General features: G+C 62.7%; 14 protein-coding genes. 4 read left to right on the top strand and 10 right to left on the bottom strand.

Translation table 11 applies throughout. The annotated features are described in order from the left end of the window. Positions 1-77: 77 nt before the first annotated feature. From CH274_RS11800 to CH274_RS11775, 6 genes are all read right to left on the bottom strand, one after another. Positions 78-830 carry an IclR family transcriptional regulator gene (locus tag CH274_RS11800; RefSeq protein WP_254924208.1) on the bottom strand — a complete coding sequence of 251 codons (753 nt, stop codon included), beginning with the start codon at positions 828-830 and terminating at the stop codon, positions 78-80. 108 nt (positions 831-938) lie between these two features. Then, positions 939-2099 (bottom strand): enolase C-terminal domain-like protein, encoded by a 1161-nt coding sequence (locus tag CH274_RS11795; protein ID WP_094630581.1) that lies wholly within the window; start codon positions 2097-2099, stop codon positions 939-941. 13 nt (positions 2100-2112) lie between these two features. Then, on the bottom strand, positions 2113-3435 hold the full coding sequence (locus tag CH274_RS11790) for an ABC transporter substrate-binding protein (protein ID WP_254924207.1): 1323 nt from the start codon (positions 3433-3435) through the stop codon (positions 2113-2115). 26 nt (positions 3436-3461) lie between these two features. Next, a complete protein-coding gene (locus CH274_RS11785) occupies positions 3462-4343 on the bottom strand; it encodes a carbohydrate ABC transporter permease (RefSeq protein WP_094630579.1) in 882 nt (293 codons plus the stop codon). A gap of 5 nt (positions 4344-4348) precedes the next feature. Continuing rightward, entirely contained in the window at positions 4349-5299 is a 951-nt protein-coding gene (locus tag CH274_RS11780) for a carbohydrate ABC transporter permease (protein ID WP_094657516.1), read from the bottom strand. A 183-nt stretch (positions 5300-5482) separates the two neighbouring features. Beyond that, a complete protein-coding gene (locus CH274_RS11775; RefSeq protein WP_094657515.1) occupies positions 5483-6499 on the bottom strand; it encodes a hypothetical protein in 1017 nt (338 codons plus the stop codon). Between the two features lie 53 nt (positions 6500-6552). On the opposite strand from CH274_RS11775, the gene CH274_RS11770 reads away from it, so the two are divergent. Next, positions 6553-7722 carry a hypothetical protein gene (locus CH274_RS11770; protein WP_254924206.1) on the top strand — a complete coding sequence of 390 codons (1170 nt, stop codon included), beginning with the start codon at positions 6553-6555 and terminating at the stop codon, positions 7720-7722. An 81-nt stretch (positions 7723-7803) separates the two neighbouring features. On the opposite strand, the gene CH274_RS11765 is transcribed toward CH274_RS11770, so the two are convergent. Next, positions 7804-8628 carry an NAD-dependent epimerase/dehydratase family protein gene (locus tag CH274_RS11765; protein ID WP_094630575.1) on the bottom strand — a complete coding sequence of 275 codons (825 nt, stop codon included), beginning with the start codon at positions 8626-8628 and terminating at the stop codon, positions 7804-7806. A gap of 148 nt (positions 8629-8776) precedes the next feature. Here CH274_RS11765 and CH274_RS11760 point away from each other — a divergent pair, with 148 nt between their 5' ends. The 3 genes from CH274_RS11760 to CH274_RS11750 all read left to right on the top strand — a co-directional run bounded on the left by CH274_RS11760 (position 8777) and on the right by CH274_RS11750 (position 12003). Then, a complete protein-coding gene (locus CH274_RS11760) occupies positions 8777-9856 on the top strand; it encodes an ABC transporter ATP-binding protein (protein WP_094630681.1) in 1080 nt (359 codons plus the stop codon). Between the two features lie 175 nt (positions 9857-10031). Next, positions 10032-11345: a TrkH family potassium uptake protein gene (locus CH274_RS11755; protein WP_094615448.1), complete on the top strand. Its 1314-nt coding sequence runs from the start codon at positions 10032-10034 to the stop codon at positions 11343-11345. Then, positions 11338-12003 (top strand): potassium channel family protein, encoded by a 666-nt coding sequence (locus CH274_RS11750; protein ID WP_094615403.1) that lies wholly within the window; start codon positions 11338-11340, stop codon positions 12001-12003. Before CH274_RS11755 ends, CH274_RS11750 begins: the two co-directional genes overlap by 8 nt. A gap of 150 nt (positions 12004-12153) precedes the next feature. Here CH274_RS11750 and CH274_RS11745 read toward each other — a convergent pair whose 3' ends face one another. From CH274_RS11745 to CH274_RS11735, 3 genes are all read right to left on the bottom strand, one after another. Then, on the bottom strand, positions 12154-13977 hold the full coding sequence (locus CH274_RS11745) for a DUF262 domain-containing protein (protein WP_094657514.1): 1824 nt from the start codon (positions 13975-13977) through the stop codon (positions 12154-12156). Positions 13978-14137: 160 nt separating this feature from the next. After that, positions 14138-15604, bottom strand: coding sequence for a mannitol dehydrogenase family protein (locus tag CH274_RS11740; protein WP_094657513.1), 1467 nt, complete (start codon positions 15602-15604; stop codon positions 14138-14140). Next, positions 15601-16623, bottom strand: a complete 1023-nt coding sequence (locus CH274_RS11735) for an NAD(P)-dependent alcohol dehydrogenase (protein WP_045197342.1) — start codon at positions 16621-16623, stop codon at positions 15601-15603. Before CH274_RS11735 ends, CH274_RS11740 begins: the two co-directional genes overlap by 4 nt. Positions 16624-16726 lie beyond the last annotated feature (103 nt).

Raw genomic sequence — 16726 nt, 5'->3', positions numbered from 1 at the left:
CGCGTGGAGCGCTGACGCGCAGGTGAGCGGAAATTCGTAGCCTGCTACGAAGTTTCACTCACATGCGCGAAGCGGCTCTAACGAACTCCCTCTGCCCGCAATTCTCGGGCCCACGCAGCGGCGTGTTCGGTGAGCACCCCCGCGATGCGTTCCAGTTCACCGGGGTAGGAGGCGACCTCGGCGGGCATCGAAACGCTCAGCGCATCGGTAGCGGGGATCCGATACGGCACGACGGTCGCGATGCAGACCACACCCACGGTGCCCTGCTCCTGCTCGAGCGACCAACCGCGCCTGCGCACATGCGCGAGTTCGGCGATGAGAGCATCACGATCGACGATGGTGTTCTCGGTGTACCGCTCGAGCTTTTTCGGAAGCAGCTGCGTCACCTCATCGGTCGTAAGCTCGGCGAGCAGTGCCTGCCCGAGGGCGGTGACGTGGCACGGCAGCTTGCGTCCGACGCGGTGCATGCGGCGCACCTCGAGCTTGGAACCGCGGCTGGCGAGGTAGATGACGCAGTCCTCGTCGCGCCTGGCGAAGTGCACGGTGTGCCGCACATCCGAGCGCAGAGTTTCGAGCACAGCTGCGGCTCGCCCGACGACGGAGTCCTTGTCGAGGTAGGACGTGCCGGTGAGCAGGGCGTGGGTGCCGATGCCGTACCGCGAGCCGGACTCGTCGGCCTCGATCCAGCGCAGGTCCTTGAGCGTCCGGAGCAGGGCGTGCAGACTCGACCGTGGGTACCCACAGGCCTCCTGGAGTTCGCCGAGACTCATGCGCGTGGGGGACGCGGCCAGCGTCTCGAGGATGTGGATCGTGCGTTCGGCCGACTTCACCGGCTGACTATCCGGCCCAGCTGTGGCAGTGACATCGTTCACCATGGAGACAGTGTCCCTCATGATGAACGATGTTTCATACGCGGACACCGATATCGTCGACAGCCACTAGTATTCGGCGATCAGATTGTTCGAGATGTACTCGAGGTCGATGTCCTCGCCCAGGCCCGGACGGGTCGGCATCTGCACCATTCCGTTCGCGTCGATCGGGTCGACGATGGACTTGAGGTGTGGGGGCACCCAGTCGTAGTCCACCAGCGGATGCAGCAGGCCCCGCTCGTACCACTGAATGTTCGGGGCACCGCCGACGAGCGCCAGATTGGGTGCGCCGTTGCCGTGGATCTCGCACTCGAGCCCGAAGCCGTCGGCCATGTGCACGGTCTTCAAGGCAGGCGTGATGCCGCCACCGTTCATCGCACCGACGCGCAGGATGTCGCACGCCTCGTCGGCGATCCAATCCGCCCGCGAGCGATGCCGACCGGGAGTGGTCTCCGGGCCGATCACCGGAGTGTCGATCTGATTCGCCAGCCATTTGTACGAGCGCATCGAGAACTCGTCCATGGGTTCTTCGAACCAGTCGAACTTCAGAGCGTCGAGTTCCCGGCCGAGCTCAAGGGCGTCGGTACGTGAGTACCAGTGGTAGCCGTCGAGCATCAACGAAAACCCGGGTCCGACGGCATCTCGCACCGCGGCGCAGGCCTCGATGTCTCGTGTGAGGCTCGGTGCCCCTTCGAGCGGTGGCATCCAGGTGTGCAGCTTGATTCCCTGGTAGCCCTGATTCTTCAGCGCTACAGCGAAGTCCGCGTACTCCTGCGGGCTCGACAGTCCGCCCTCGATGGTGTCTCCACACATGGTGCTCGCGTACGCCTTGACCTCGCTGCGAGCCCCGCCGAGCAGCTTCCACACCGGGGTGTCGAACCGGTTGCCCGCCAGATCCCACAGTGCCTGATCGAGGTAGCTGCAGGTGTGCTCGGGGAGTTCGACGGCTCTGGTGCGCTGCCGGATCGCGAACTTGCGGTCCATCTCCTCGCGGTGCAACGGGTCGGTACCGATCATGACCGGCCGGAAGTGTTGCTCCACTTGGTCTTCGCGCAGGTAGTTGGTCTTGCCCAGGACGTAGCCGCTGACGCCGTCGGAATCGGTGATGCGTAGCAGTGCCTGGGTGGTCGGGACGGACGGTCCCGGGTGTCGATGACCGTAGGAATCGACGGCGGTGCGAGCCTCGGTCTTGAAGACCTGGACGGCAACCTCGGTGATGACGCTGGACATGGCGATGAATCCCCTATTTGCCCTGTCGGGCATCGTATTTGGCCTTGGAGCGGTCTAGCTTCTCGGCGAAGTCGTCGGCGAAGTCCTGAGCGCTGAGCTGCCCGATGAGGACCTTCTGCCACTGGCCCAGCATCTGAACCTGGACGATCTTGCCGAAATCCGGCAGATAGTCCGGTGGGGTGACCAGCACCGTCTCCGGATCGTCGAGGGCGGCCTGCGCAGCTTGCACCGACGGCATCGCCTGGAAGGCGGGAGCGGAGCGAGCGGCGGCGTTGACCGGAATCTGCCCCACGTTCTCGTTCCAGTACGCCTGCGATTCCGCCGAGGTCATGAACTCGAGGAACTTCCAGGCCGCAGCTTGATGCTTGCTGCTCTTGAACACCGTGTAGGACGGGAACGGGTCCGTCATCACCGTACGGACGCCGTTGTCCGCGCGGGGCAGTGCGACGGCACCGACGTTGTCGCCGAGGGCCTTACGGTGATTGCTCAACGATCCGAGGTTGTGCTGCATCATCGCCACCGAGCCACCACCGAAGCTGGCGACCATCTGTGGGAAGCCGTTGTTGACGTCGGCGGTGGGGGTGTCCACGTCGTACAGGGCGGCGAAACGTTCGATGGCCTGCACCATCTCGGGTCGGTTGACGGTGGATTCGCTGCCGTCGAAGAAGTTGTCGATGCCGGTGGTGGCGAACATGTGTTGCAGCAACGGGTAGATCGAACCGGCACCGCCTCGGATGGTGAACCCGTAGCGGCCCTCGGACTTGTCGGTCAGTTCGTCTGCGGCGTCGTAGAACTCGTCCCACGTCTCGGGCGGCTCGATGCCGGCCTCGTCGAACCAATCCGCCCGGTACCACAGAGTGGCGTTGTTGCTGGTGAACGGCAGACCGTACAGGTTCTCACCGCCACCGGACTCCATCGCCGACTCGATGATCTTCGGGTCGTACTCGTCCTTCTGTGGCGAGGATGCCACGAAGTCGTCGAGCGGAATGACAGCATTCTGCGCGACGAGGGGTGCCAGATATGCGGTGGAGACGATCCCCAGATCGGGAGCCGACCCACCGGCGAGAGCCGTCTGATACTTCTGCTGGGCACTGTCCGAGGGCAGCCCGACGTACTGGATGTCGATGCCGGGATTGACTTCCTCGAAGCGTCGAATCAATTCCTCGTACAACGGGGTTCGGTCCGGTCCGGCATTGTTGTCCCAGAAGGTCAGGGTGCCGCTGTTCGGATCTCCGAGTTCACCGTCGGGCAGTGCGGTCTCGGAACTGCAGGAGGCCAGTACGAGCGTCGCGACCGCGCCCACGAGGGTGGTGCGCAGCAGGGTGCGTCGATTCATGTCGATTCTCTTTCCGTACGTCATGATCAGCCCTTGACCGCGCCGGCGCTGAGCCCCTGGACGAGGTACTTCTGGATGACGGCGAAGACAGCGACCACCGGTACCGCGGCGATCAGTCCGCCGGCCGCGAGGACGCCGAAGTCGACGTTGTAGGAACCGATCGTGTAGCTCAATCCGACTGGGAGGGTGAACTTGTCCTGGCTGCTGATGAACATCAGGCCGAACAGGAAGTTGTTCCAACTGCCGATGAACGCGAAGGAACCGACGGCGATCAGGCCGGGGCGCAGCAGCGGCAGCATGATGATGCGGAAGGCCTTCAGGCGTGAGCAACCGTCGACCATCGCGGCTTCCTCGAGTTCCACGGGAATCTGAGAGATAAAGCCGGCCATCAACATTGCCGCCAGCGGCAGTTGGAAGACAGTGTCGGCGACGATGAGGCCGAACAGGTTGTTCACCAGTCCCATCTCGCGGAACACCTGGAACAGCGGGATGAGCAGCATTGCGCCGGGCACGAACTGGCTGCACAGCAGGGCCATCACCAAGGGAATCTTGGCGCGGAACTTGAAGCGTGCCAACGCATAGCCGGTCGCCAGTGCGACGAAGGTGGTCAGCACGAGAGACAGGCCGGCCACGATGAGGCTGTTCTTGAAGAAGAAGCTGAAACCGAGGGTGTTCCAGACGGTGTCGAAATGGTCGAGCGTGATGGGCCAGGGGAGCATCGAATCGGAACCGGCGGGTCGGAATGCGAAGACGATCATCCAGTAGAACGGGACGAGGGTGAAGAGCAGGTAGACGGCCAACGGGAGTCCGACGCTGAACACGCGGGGCTTGGTGCGATGCACGCGCACCTTCTCGGGGTGGTCCTGCGGCGGAGTGGTCACGACGGGACGGTCTGCGGTAGTGGTCATGGGCGTCAGGCCTTATCGCTGTTGAATTTGCTGAGGCGCAAGTAGAGGATCGAGCAGAACAGCAGGATGACGAAGGCCACGGTGGTCAGGGCCGATCCGTATCCGAAGTCCTGCGCGGTGGTGGCGAGCTGAGAGACGTAGAGCGGCAACGTCGTCGTGACGTCGGCCGGGCCGCCTGCGGTGAGGGTGTACAGAAGATCGACGTTGTTGAACTCCCAGACCCCGCGCAGCAGGGTCGACAGGATGATCACGGCCTTCAGGTGCGGCAGTGTCACGAATCGGAAGCGCTGCCAACGGTTCGCACCGTCCACGTTCGCAGCCTCGTACAGGTCCTTGGGTGCACTCTGCAGTTCGGCGAGGATCAGAATGGCGAAGAACGGAACACCGCGCCAGAGCTCGGCGACGCTGGTGGCCCAGAACGCGGTGTCCGGATCTGCGATCGGTGCGGCGGTGCCGTCGCCGATGCCCATGTCGCCGAGTAGTTTGAACAACCCGGTCGACGGGTTGTAGATCAGCAGCCATATTCCGGTGGTGAGCACACCGGAGACGGCCCAGGGGGAGAACACCAGTGCTCGGGCCAGGCCGCGTCCACGGAAGACCTCGTTGACCAGCAGGGCCAGTCCGAGGCCGAGGATCAGCTGGAAGACGACCTGAACGCCGACCCACTTCGCGGTGACGAGCAGGCTGTTCCAGAACAGGTCGTCGGCGAACATCAGCTTGAAGTTCTCGAGGCCGGCGAAGCCGTTGTCCCACGGCGTCGTCGGGTTGTAGAACTGCAGGCTGTAGTAGAAGACGCTGCCGACCGGGTAGAAGATGAACACGGCGAGCAGGATGACGACCGGTGCGATCAGGATGTACGGGGCCGAGATGCGGCGCTTGCGTTTCGGCCGGACGGGAGGGACGGCCGAGCTCTGCGCACGGGTGCCTCCCGACCGGTGTGGTGCGGTGGTGACCATGGGGACGCTCCGAAGCGTTCGGGGCCGGATCGGGGAGCCGGCGAGTGGGTCTTGCGGTTCTTCCGGCTCCGACGAGCCGGGCTGTGGAAAGTCTGTGCTGTTCACATATATGAACTGCCGTCTGCTATGTGAATTTCTGGACCAACTATGACGGCAGTCACAAGCGCTGTCAAGCATGACCGGTCACACGTGCAGGCTCAGCCAGTTCGCTGCGGCGTCCTGCATCGCCGCCGTGAAACGGTGCGGCTCCGAAAACCATTGAGTGAGAAGCATTGTGGAGTTTCCGTAGTCGCGACGCAACGATGCCTCGGCGTCGCGCATGCCTGTCGGGCCGAAATGCGAGTCCTGCTCGGCGAATTGGACCAGCAGCGGAGTCGGGGCGGCCGAGCCTGCGATCTCCGGCCAGTCGCAGACCGCGGGCAGGCCGGCGGTGATCATCAGCCAGCTCGTGTCGTCCGCATGACCGTCGGCGATGTCGGCGTACGTGCTCATGGAAGCGGTGATCACCCCGGCTCGCAGTCGGTCGCTGCTGGCCAGTAGGTGTGCGACACGGGCTCCGCCGCCGGAGAATCCGGCGGTGGCGATGCGATCGGGGTCCACCTCGGCGCAGGCGCTCAGCACGTGCAGTGCCGTCAGGTCTTCGGTCAGTATCCGGCCGGCCAGCGAAGTACCCCGCAGCGCAGCCACTTTCGCGAGACCGTGCTCGTGCTCGCGGGCGGCCGCCTCGTATTGCTGGAGTCCTTCCAGGTGCGCACCGGCCCGGCGAGCCCGCTCGGGAAGCTGCTCCCACGGCACTCGGCGGGAGCCCCATGGGAACACGTCGTGGACCAGTACTGCGAAACCTGCTGCCACCAGGCCCGCTGCGGGCGCGGTGCCGTCGTACCCGTGCTCGCGCAGTGCGGCGATGCCGGGCGCGACCCCGTCGGGGCCGTCGGCCACTTTCTCCTTGCCGTAGAACTTCACGCCGTCGTGGCCGTGCATGAGCAGGATCGCCGGCAGTGGGTGTATTGCATCCTGGGGCGTCAGCAGCCACGCGGAAGTGTCGTTCCAGGTCAGTTCCACTCCGCGGACGCCGTCACGTATCCACCTGCGGCCGCGTGTCACCTGCCGGGGCGGTGGAATTTCGGCGACTCCGAGGGCCTTCCCGATTGCCGCGCGGCGGGCGAATCGTGGACAGCCGGGCTCGAATTGTGTTCCCATGTGTGAACTCAGTTCTCTCTACCGAACAATTCAGCCATCGAAGGATGACCCCTATGACCGTCGACCGCATCGTCGCGCACGCCTACCCCTGGGACGTACTCGGTGACCCACACTTCGTCGAGCGCGCCCGCAGGCTCGGGGTGGGCGAGGTCTCGCTCGCCGCGACGTATCACTCCACCAGGGCGGCAACTCCGCTGCACCCGCAGCACAAGGTGGTCGACGCTCACCATGCCGCGCTGTATCGCCCGGTGCGTTCCGAGGCCTGGGCCGGGCACGCGATCACCGCGCGCACGGCCGACTGGGGCGGGGCCGAGGACGCGTTCGGCGAGGCGGCGGCAATCCTGATCGACGCCGGATTCCTGGTGAACGCCTGGATCGTGCTGACGCACAGCACAATTCTCGGCCACGCCCATCCCGACGCGACCGTCGTCGACTGTTTCGGAGACGCCTATCGCTATGCGCTCGCTCCGGGGCATCCAGACATCGTTCGTTACTGCGCCACGCTCACCGCCGAAGCGATACGCGGCGTCGAGGTACACGGCGTGTCCGTGGAGGCCTGCGGGCAGCTCGGTTTCGCACACGTCGGACCACACGAGAAGACGGACGGCGCGTTCCCTGGCATCGGCGACACGCTGATGTCCATCAGCTGCACGCAGCGCGAGCTCGACGCGTGGGGCGAGCGAGGCGTCGACTCGGCGAAGGTGACGCAGAAGCTGCGCGACGGCGTCGACGCCCTGGCGGCCGGAACCTTGCCTGCAGGTGCGGCGATCACGGACGTGTTGGACGCCGATGAGATCGACGCGGTGGTGGCGGTCCGTCACGCCGACGCCGATCACCTTCGCACGGAAGTGCTTGCCGCCGTGCGTGAACAAGCACCGTCGACACGCGTGACGTTGCACGGTCACCCCGATCCGTGGAAGACGGGCCCCTCGCCTGCGCTGACCGCTGCCGCACCGGCCGATGTCGACGCGGTACTGGTGTCGGCCTGGCCTGCGACGGCCGAGACGGTGTCGGTGGTCGAAGCCACCCGCGCTGCCGTCGGCGACGGGGTGGATGTGGGTGCCTATGTATCGGTGCTGCCGCCGAAGAAGCTCGACGAGGTGGCCGCGCACGTGGCTGCGACGGTCGACGCCGGGGCGAACGAGCTGCACCTCTACCACCTCGGTCTCGTCAATCGACCACAGCTCGATGCTTTGGGGTCGATCGTCGCAACGTATTCGTAAGAATCTGCAACGGGTGCTCCACTCGACCGGCCTGGGCGCGGAATTCCGCAGTCGCGGTGGTCGAGTGGAGCACAACGTGCGTCACCGCATCCGTTGACCGAGCGGGTGATCGCAGAACGCGCCGCCGACCCGCTGCAGGATCGGGTCGGAGAACGTCCACTCGTGCTCGGCCAGGAACTGCTCGGCGAACTGTTCCGCGTCGTCGCGAGGCAGGTATCCGATCTCCGTACCCTCGTTGCCGGACCACCACGCGCGCGAGTTCTTCGAGATGCCCCACACTGTGTGAAAACCCTTGGCGCTGTCCGACAGTGACGCCTCGATCAGGCGGGCTGTGTCGGCAGGCGACATCCAGGTGGCAAGGCCACGGTAGTTCGGCGGCGCGTCGAAGCTCGAGCCGATACGCAGATTGACGACGTCGATGCCGAAGCGATCGTGGTACATCCGGCCCAGGGCTTCGACCGCTGCCTTGCTCCAGCCGTAGAAGCCGTCGGGTCGCGGAGCGGCGTCCCCGGGAAGCGGTTCGCCGCCTGCCTCGTCGTGAGTCCAGAAGCCGACCGCGTGATTGCTCGACGCCACCACCACGCGGGTGACTCCGTGCGTCACCGCGGCCTCGAACACGGCCTGCGTGCCGTCGACGTTGACCGACAGGATGTTTGCCCACGAGTCCTCGGTGCTCAATCCGCCGAGGTGCACAATCGCGTCGACACCGTCCACTGCAGCAGCCACGGCGGCGCGATCGGTGACCGATCCTTGCACGAATTCCTCTGTAGCAGAATCGATGTCGCTGATCTCCGCGATATCGAACAGGCGCAGCATGCGGCCGGGAGCTGCCAGTAGAGGCCGGAGCATCGCACCCATGTTGCCTGCGGCCCCGGTGATGAGCACTCGCGAAACGGTGTCGGTCATTCTTCTCGAACTCCTTCGATGGAAACCTTGTAATGGGCATCACAGTAGTACATACTTCTAAACGAAGTCAGCATTCTGGCATTCATTCATATATGTGAACCTCACTCGGATCGTCCGGCACGTTCCTGCCGGTGAAGGGACCACCATCATGGCCACCGTGGCATTCCAGGGCGTCACCAAACTCTTTCCCGGCGGCGACAAAGCTGCCGTCGACCAACTCGATCTCGACATCCAGGACGGTGAATTCCTTGTCCTCGTCGGCCCGTCCGGCTGCGGAAAGTCGACATCGCTGCGGATGCTGGCCGGTCTCGAAGAAGTCGACAAGGGAGCCATCACCATCGGCGGCAAGGACGTCACCGACCATCAGCCCAAGGATCGCGACATCGCGATGGTCTTTCAGAACTACGCTCTCTACCCGCACATGACAGTCGGCGAGAACATGGGATTCGGCCTGCGTATCGCGGGTGAGGACAAGGCCGAGATCAAGCGTCGCGTCGAGGATGCCGCCAAGATCCTCGACCTCACCAAATTCCTCGACCGCAAGCCCAAGGCACTCTCCGGTGGCCAGCGTCAGCGAGTTGCCATGGGACGCGCCATCGTTCGCAAACCCCAGGTGTTCCTGATGGACGAGCCGCTGTCCAACCTCGACGCCAAACTTCGGGTGCAGACCCGCGCGCAGATCTCCGCGCTGCAGCGTCGACTCGCCACGACGACAGTCTATGTCACCCACGATCAGGTCGAGGCCATGACCATGGGCGATCGCGTGGCCGTCCTCAAAGACGGTGTACTGCAACAGTGTGACTCGCCGAGGCGCATGTACGAACACCCGAACAACGTGTTCGTCGCCGGCTTCATCGGATCGCCTGCAATGAACCTACTCGAGCTGCCCCTCGTCGACGGCGGCGTTCGCTTCGGCGGTGAGGTGGTACCGGTTCCCCGCTCCGCCATCGCTGGAATAGGCGAGAACACAGTGACACTCGGCGTGCGTCCCGAGGACCTGCAGATCACCACCGGGGCGGGCCTCGAAGTGAGCATCGACGTCGTCGAAGAACTCGGAGCCGACGCGTACGTCTACGGCCAGGCAGATATCAACGGCACGCGTCAGGCCATCGTCGTCCGCGCCGACGGCAGGATCCCACCGCAGCGCGGATCGAAAATCACGCTCTCCTACGCCGCCGAGCGCACCCATCTGTTCTCCACGGTGACCGGCGAGCGTTTGGTCGACTAGCGGCCGATCGGCAGTGGAGCGCTGACGCGCACGTGGGCGGAAATTCGTAGCCTGCTACGAAGTTTCACTCACATGGCGCGAAGCGGCTCGTCCCACCGGTACTGTCTCTCGAGTGACAGACGCTCACCAGGCATCGCGTTGGTCCGCGATCTTCCGGCTCACCCCGGTCCGGGTCATGGCCACGGGATTCGCGCTCGCCATTGTGATAGGTGCAGGCGTGCTGGCGCTACCGGTGGCCACTGTGCCCGGCAGCGAGACCGGGTTTCTGCAGGCGTTGTTCACCTCCACCTCCGCCGTCAGCCTGACGGGTCTGATCGTGGTGGACACCCCGGTGTACTGGACGGGTTTCGGTCAGGGCGCGATCCTCGCCCTGATTCAGATCGGCGGGTTCGGGATCATGACGATCGCGTCCCTGGTCGGATTGTTCCTGGCCGACCGAATAGGGCTTCGCGGCAGGCTCAATGCCGCAGCAGAAGTTCGGACATCAGGGCTGGGCGACGTTCGAAGCGTCGTCATCGGGGTGTTCCGTACCAGTCTGATCATCGAGAGTGTCGTCGCGATCGCCCTGGCGGCGCGCTTCTTTCTCGGATACGACGAGCCCTTCGGTCGCGCCCTCTGGCTGGGGACCTTCCATGCGGTCTCCGCGTTCAACAACGCCGGCTTCGCCCTGTTCAGCGACAACATGATCGGGTTCGCCACCGATCCGTGGATCTGTATCCCACTGTTGATTGCGGTGGTGTTGGGCGGCATCGGATTTCCGGTTCTCTTCGAGATCGCCCGTCGAGTTCGGTCTCGCGCCAAGGGGCGTCGGTCGCCTCAGCGTTGGTCGTTGCACACTCGCCTGACGCTGACCGTCACCGGAATTCTGTTGGTTCTCGGCCCGACGGTCGTGCTGCTGTTCGAGTGGTCCAGAACCCTGGGCGAATTCGGGCTCTGGGACAAGATGCTGGTCGCGACTTTCCAGGGCGTCATGCCTCGCACCGCAGGGTTCAACAGTGTCGACTACGCCGACGTCGACAACGCGACCTTGCTCGTCACCGACGTCCTGATGTTCATCGGCGGTGGCAGCGGCGGCACCGCAGGTGGCATCAAGGTCACCACGTTCGCCCTGCTGCTGTTCGTCATCCTGGCCGAGATCCGCGGTGATCGTGAGGTGACGGTGTTCGACCGTCGGATCGACGCGCGAGTGCAGCGGCAGGCATTGACCGTCGCGCTGATCGGGGTCGCGCTGGTCATGCTCCCGGTCGTGGCACTCCTGGCCGGCACGGACTTCGACCTCGACGTCCTGTTGTTCGAGGTCGTGTCGGCGTTCGCGACGGTAGGCCTGTCCACCGGAATCACCGCACAGTTGCCCGGCTGGGGTCAGGTGATTCTGATCGTCCTGATGTACCTGGGTCGCATCGGTTCCATCACTCTGGTCAGCGCCCTTGCCGCCCGCGACCGCGGCCGGCGATACACGCTCCCCACGGAAAGGCCGTTCATTGGCTAGGAAACCGTCCTCCGATGTCGTCGTCGTCCTCGGTCTCGGCCGCTTCGGCAAGTCCCTGGCACTGGAACTGATGGGCCAGGGCGTCGAGGTCCTCGGCGTCGACAGTGACGACGCCGTTGTACAACGCGTGGCAGACCGTTTGACTCACGCTGTGGTGGCCGATACCACCGACGAGGAGTCTCTTCGGCAGTTGTCGGTGCACGAGTACGACCGTGCCGTCGTGGGCATCGGGTCCAATCTCGAAGCCAGCCTGCTCACCGCATCGGCACTGGTGAATCTGTCGCTGCCGACCATCTGGGCCAAAGCGCTCAGCAACGCGCACGCCAAGATTCTCACCCAGATCGGCGTGCACCATGTGGTCAGGCCCGAGCACGACATGGGCAAGCGTGTCGCCCACCTGGTCCGCGGCCGGATGATGGACTACATCGAATTCGACGACGGTTTCGCCATGATCAAAACCTCTCCGCCCGCCTCCATCATCGGAAAGAAATTGGGCGAAAGCGCAATACGCACCAAGCACCGTGTCACCGTCGTCGCGGTCAAGCGTCAGGGCGAGGGATTCACCTACGCCACGGCAGACACGGTCATCGGGGCAGGCGATACCGTCATCGTCTCCGGTCAGGTTCGAGACGCCGAGCGATTCAGTGAGTCGACCTGAGTCTCCACACCCGGTTGTTGCCCTCAGCGACGCCAGCCCAGCTGCCTAGTCTTCGGCGACGGCGAGTCTGGTTCGCGATGGACTCGCCACGCGATACCGTGATCATCAAGGGCGCACAATTTTCGCCGTGTGTGGATCACCTGTTGGCCTCTAAATGCTCCAAACCTTGTCGAGCGCCTCGGCTGCGAGTAGTTTAGCTCGCGCAGCTATCTGAGTATCACTAGGTACTGCGACACCAGACTTATCCCACTTCTTCAACTCGGAGTCGAAGTAGGACAGGCTCTTCCGAAACGCTTCTGCTTTCACTTTAAAGTCAGAGTCTCCTAGGGTGCTATTTAGTGGACCGGTCAACAAAGCCAGATTTCCTATAGAATAGACAGCATTTGTGAAAGAGGTTCCTCCGAGAGATTGCGGCTTGATGTGTTCGATTGACCAGGACCTTAGATTTTGTCCTGCTGGGATCAAATTGTGATGTTTTGCAAAGTCCATCAAAATATACGCTATGAATATCTTTCTTGCGCGGGCCTTTTGTGCCTGATTTAGTGGTAGCGAGGGTGCGTAGAACAGTCCGCGAAACGCTTTCTCGGATCTGTCCCGTGACGGAAGGCTGATTTTTAGCTTGGAACGAAAATCTGCGATTGCGGCCGCTATCTCCGCGCTGGTACTCGCTTGTTCGAGCCGTACGGCGAATCTGTTATAGCGGCCGCGAGTTCCGCCGGTGGATCCGCTATTGGTCAATGCTGTAAATTGAAAGTGAAAATTCTCAACCATTCGTGCGACCGAAATGAGATGCGATTTCTTAAAGTGGGTACTTTCTTCATATTTTCTCGCAATAGCTAGCATCGTGGAATTGGCGACCGTCACTTTGAAGATCGCTAATGCCCGCACACTGTCGACGAAGTCGGGCACGGAAAACGAATCACGCTTTCCGGGGACTTCTGGTTTCGCCGTTACGTTCTCGTCGGCCAATTTCGCATAAAACTGGGAGTCGATCTCCAGCTCTTTCAGATAGTCTAAATGTTTTACCGAACTTTCCTTTACGATACTACTAATCTCTTTAAATAATTCGGGCTCTTTCACCGCATCACGTCGTGAGTTCCACGACTGCCAGATGAAGCGGTCTACGACGTCAGGGTTAGTCTGTCCCTCCTGTACTCTATCGACAAACCGCTCCCATCGTTCGGCGATGGCTTGGCGATTGGGCTCAGTCGTAGCACCGCCCCTGATCAACAAATTCTTGGCAAGGTCGGATAGACGCAAATCCGCTCCGCGAGTATTGAGCGTCTCAAAGATCAGGAATCCATCCTCCTCGGACGCAAGCTCAACTTGTATTACTCTCGCCTTGAGTACATTTGCGCGGATCGACTTCAGCTTCTCGAGTTGGCTGCTTGGTGAAAGCCCGTTCAGATCCTCTAGAATGCGCCCTTCGAAAAAGTTTCTTGCCTTTCCTATCCGATTCGCACTTCCATTCCATACGCCGCCCGATGGAATTGCATCGGGTTTCTGAATATGTTCGTAGAACATTTTTTCAGATCGAACTAGTACTTGATGTTCCTTGCCATCGTCGTCTGTGGCTATAAGGTACCTTTGAGTGGCTGCGGCCTGGTTTTTCGCAGCAGCCGCCTCGTCTTCGCTGCTACCGTTCTGCTGATCTGCAATTCGAGTAAATGCGTCGCGGATTACAGACAAAATTATCGCGCTTGTCGTAAGTCTCTGTTGGCCATCAATTATGGAGTACGTATCATTAAACAGGTCTCGCTTTTGACTGACCCAGGTTACTGTTGATCCGAAGAAGAAGTCGCCTTGAGCGAGGACTACGTCGTCCCAATAGTCCTCCAATTGTTCTGTCGACCAGCTATATGGGCGCTGGAAGTTCGGGACTTCGTATAGGCATTGCTGGAAGCAAGTCTGAATTGTCCGTGTCTGACTCTCGACTGGTATGAGGTCTAGGCCTGTTGTTGTTGTTACGCTCACGCTTTACCCCTAACTATCGAAAGTTCCCTGCATCGGGCTGCTATGCCTTTTCTATGTAGGCTCGCCGTCCGATGGGCCGGATTTGTGCGCCTGTCGTATGGCTGGTTTTCGGGCACGCTCATTCTATATCCACATATGGGTGACGTACGCTAACTTAGTGCTAAATGAGCATCCGGAGCGTCGCTCGCGCGCCCTGCTCCTGCAGAGACGACAGTTGTTTCGTGTACTCGGCGACGAAGCGCTCGTTGTCGATCAGATCCCCGAACACTGCGCGGTTCGCGATGAAGGCCGTGGGGTTCTCGCGCTGACTCTGCGCGATCGGCACCAGTGAATCCTTCAACTGGTCGACGATCTCGATGGGCTCGCCGGACTCGTCGACGGCCTCGGCGTAGCGAGCCCAACTGGCCACCACCGCGGTGGAGCGGGCGATCTCACCGCCGGTCTCGAGGTTCTTGCGGATGACAGGCAAGAGCCACTTGGGAATTCGGTCCGAGGACTCGGCACACAGGCGCGCGACGGTATCGCGGATCTCGGGATTGGAGAACCGCTCGATCAGCGTCCTCTTGTAGTCGGTCAGATCGATGCCGGGGACCGGCTGCAGCGTCGGGGTTGCCTCCTCGTCCATGTAGGCGAGCAGGAACTCCGAGAACAGCGAATCCTGGCACACGTCGTGGACGAGGCGATAGCCACTGAGGTAACCGAAGTACGCGAGCGCCTGATGACTGGCATTGAGCAACCGCAGCTTCATCAGCTCGTAGGGGGTGACGTCCTCGACCACCTGCACGCCCACGTCTTCCAGCGGCGGACGGCCGAGGGTGAAGTTGTCCTCGAGCACCCACTGCGTGAACGGCTCGCCCGCGACGGGCCATTGGTCGTCGATGGCGTACCGCAGCGAAAGCTGTTCGGTCACTTCCGGTGTCGTGACCGGTGTGATGCGATCGACCATCGAATTGGGGAACGCGCCTTCTGCCCGGATCCAGTCGGCCAACGCCGGATCCTTCAGTCGCGCGAACGTCGTGAACGTCGACTGCGCCATATGGCCGTTGCCCTCGATGTTGTCGCAGGACATGATGGTGAAGGGCGTCATGCCGCGTTCCTTGCGTCGAGCCAACGCCTCGGTGACGAGCCCGAATGTCGTTGCGGGTACAGCGCCCTCGGCAAGATCGGCGACGATCGCCGGATTCTCCGCGTCGAACTCGCCCGTCGTTGCGGAGAAGTTGTAGCCACCCTCGGTGATGGTGAGCGAGACGATCTTGGTCGTTTCGGCGGCCATCTTCTCGATCACGGCCTCGGCGTCGTCCGGCGCGAACAGGTACTCGACGATGGAACCGATGACTCGGGTGTCCCACGTGCCGTCGGAATGCTTGAGCGCCAACGTGTACAGGCAGTCCTGAGCGTGCATGACGTCGTTCATTCGCCGGTCGCCGGGCAGTACCCCGACGCCGCAGATTCCCCAGTCCATCGCCTGCCCCTGCTGGAGCAGACGATCGACGTACATCGCCTGGTGCGCTCGATGGAAGCCGCCGACGCCGAAATGCACGATGCCCACCGTCACCTCGGACCGGTCGTACGTCGGGACGGCGACGTCCTCGATGAAGTCGGCGAGGTTCTGCGAGTTCAACTTCATGCGTTGGTCTCCTTCGAAAGTCCTGGAATCACTACGGCTTTGATGCTTCCGGGTTGCCGGTCGGCGTTCAGTGCATCCTCGACGCCGTCGAGTCCGAACCGCGCCGTCACCATCGCGTCGAGATCAACCATGCCCGACGCCACCAGCGCGCGTGCGATCGGCCATGTGTTGGCGTAGCGAAAGACGCCGGTGAGCAGCAGTTCTCGGTTCTGGATCCGCGAGATCGGCAGCGGATAATCCGACCCGCCCATGCCGACGAGGACGACCGTGCCTGCGGGTCGGACGGCGTGGATGCCGTCGACCACGGCTCGGGCCGCACCGGAGGCGTCGACGAAGGCGTCGACCGTCAGTGCGCGCACGTCCTCGGCGGCTGGGTCGAGTACGCGCGTCGCGCCGAATCTCTCGGCGTTGGCGCGGCGGGAAGCGTCGATATCGGTGACGATCACCTCGGTGGCACCGAACGCGCGCGCGACCTGCGCGGTGACGAGCCCGACGGGACCCGCGCCCGCGATGAGCACGCTCGAGCCTGCGGAGATGCGTGCCTTCTGGGCCGATGCGATGCCGACCGACAGTGGCTCGAAGAGGGCTGCGGCCTCGTCGGAGATGTCGTCGGGGACGTCGTGGGCGAAGGTCGACTGGATCAGCACGTACTCCGCGAGCGCACCGTCGATGGGCGGCGTCGCGAAGAACTCCATGGCCGGGCACAGGTTGTAGCGGCCTGCCCGGGACGGTGCGCTGGTGGGATCGGGGCGCTGCGGCTCGATGGACACGCGCTGCCCGACGCGGGTGTCGGAGACCTCGGAGCCCACGGCCACGATGACACCCGCTGCTTCGTGCCCGAGTACGAGCGGACCGTCGACGACGTAGTCGCCGATGTGCCCTTCGCGGTAGTAGTGCGCGTCGGAACCGCACACTCCGACTGCCGTGACCTGCACGAGGACCTCGTCGTGCGCGGGCGTGGGGACGGGCCGTTCTTCGAGTCGTATCTCCTGCACTCCGGTCAGGACGCTGGCCTGCATGGATTGTGGCACGGGTCGCTGGTGGCGAGGGGGTGTTGTGTAGATCACACCTTAATGTTAGCTTAGTGAGCAGATGAACACGAGTTGAGCATCTGCTCACATT

It is taken from the genome of Rhodococcus sp. 06-418-5 (assembly GCF_002258285.1).
Taxonomy (GTDB): domain Bacteria; phylum Actinomycetota; class Actinomycetes; order Mycobacteriales; family Mycobacteriaceae; genus Rhodococcoides.
This window is presented reverse-complemented; position numbering and strand designations above follow the sequence as displayed.

Coding starts and splice junctions, on each gene's coding strand:
- CH274_RS11735 (WP_045197342.1), bottom strand. CDS start 16,623: ATGCAGGCCAGCGTCCTGACCGGAGTGCAGGAGATACGACTCGAAGAA.
- CH274_RS11780 (WP_094657516.1), bottom strand. CDS start 5,299: ATGGTCACCACCGCACCACACCGGTCGGGAGGCACCCGTGCGCAGAGC.
- CH274_RS11765 (WP_094630575.1), bottom strand. CDS start 8,628: ATGACCGACACCGTTTCGCGAGTGCTCATCACCGGGGCCGCAGGCAAC.
- CH274_RS11760 (WP_094630681.1), top strand. CDS start 8,777: ATGGCCACCGTGGCATTCCAGGGCGTCACCAAACTCTTTCCCGGCGGC.
- CH274_RS11775 (WP_094657515.1), bottom strand. CDS start 6,499: ATGGGAACACAATTCGAGCCCGGCTGTCCACGATTCGCCCGCCGCGCG.
- CH274_RS11755 (WP_094615448.1), top strand. CDS start 10,032: ATGGCCACGGGATTCGCGCTCGCCATTGTGATAGGTGCAGGCGTGCTG.
- CH274_RS11785 (WP_094630579.1), bottom strand. CDS start 4,343: ATGACCACTACCGCAGACCGTCCCGTCGTGACCACTCCGCCGCAGGAC.
- CH274_RS11795 (WP_094630581.1), bottom strand. CDS start 2,099: ATGTCCAGCGTCATCACCGAGGTTGCCGTCCAGGTCTTCAAGACCGAG.
- CH274_RS11740 (WP_094657513.1), bottom strand. CDS start 15,604: ATGAAGTTGAACTCGCAGAACCTCGCCGACTTCATCGAGGACGTCGCC.
- CH274_RS11790 (WP_254924207.1), bottom strand. CDS start 3,435: ATGAATCGACGCACCCTGCTGCGCACCACCCTCGTGGGCGCGGTCGCG.
- CH274_RS11770 (WP_254924206.1), top strand. CDS start 6,553: ATGACCGTCGACCGCATCGTCGCGCACGCCTACCCCTGGGACGTACTC.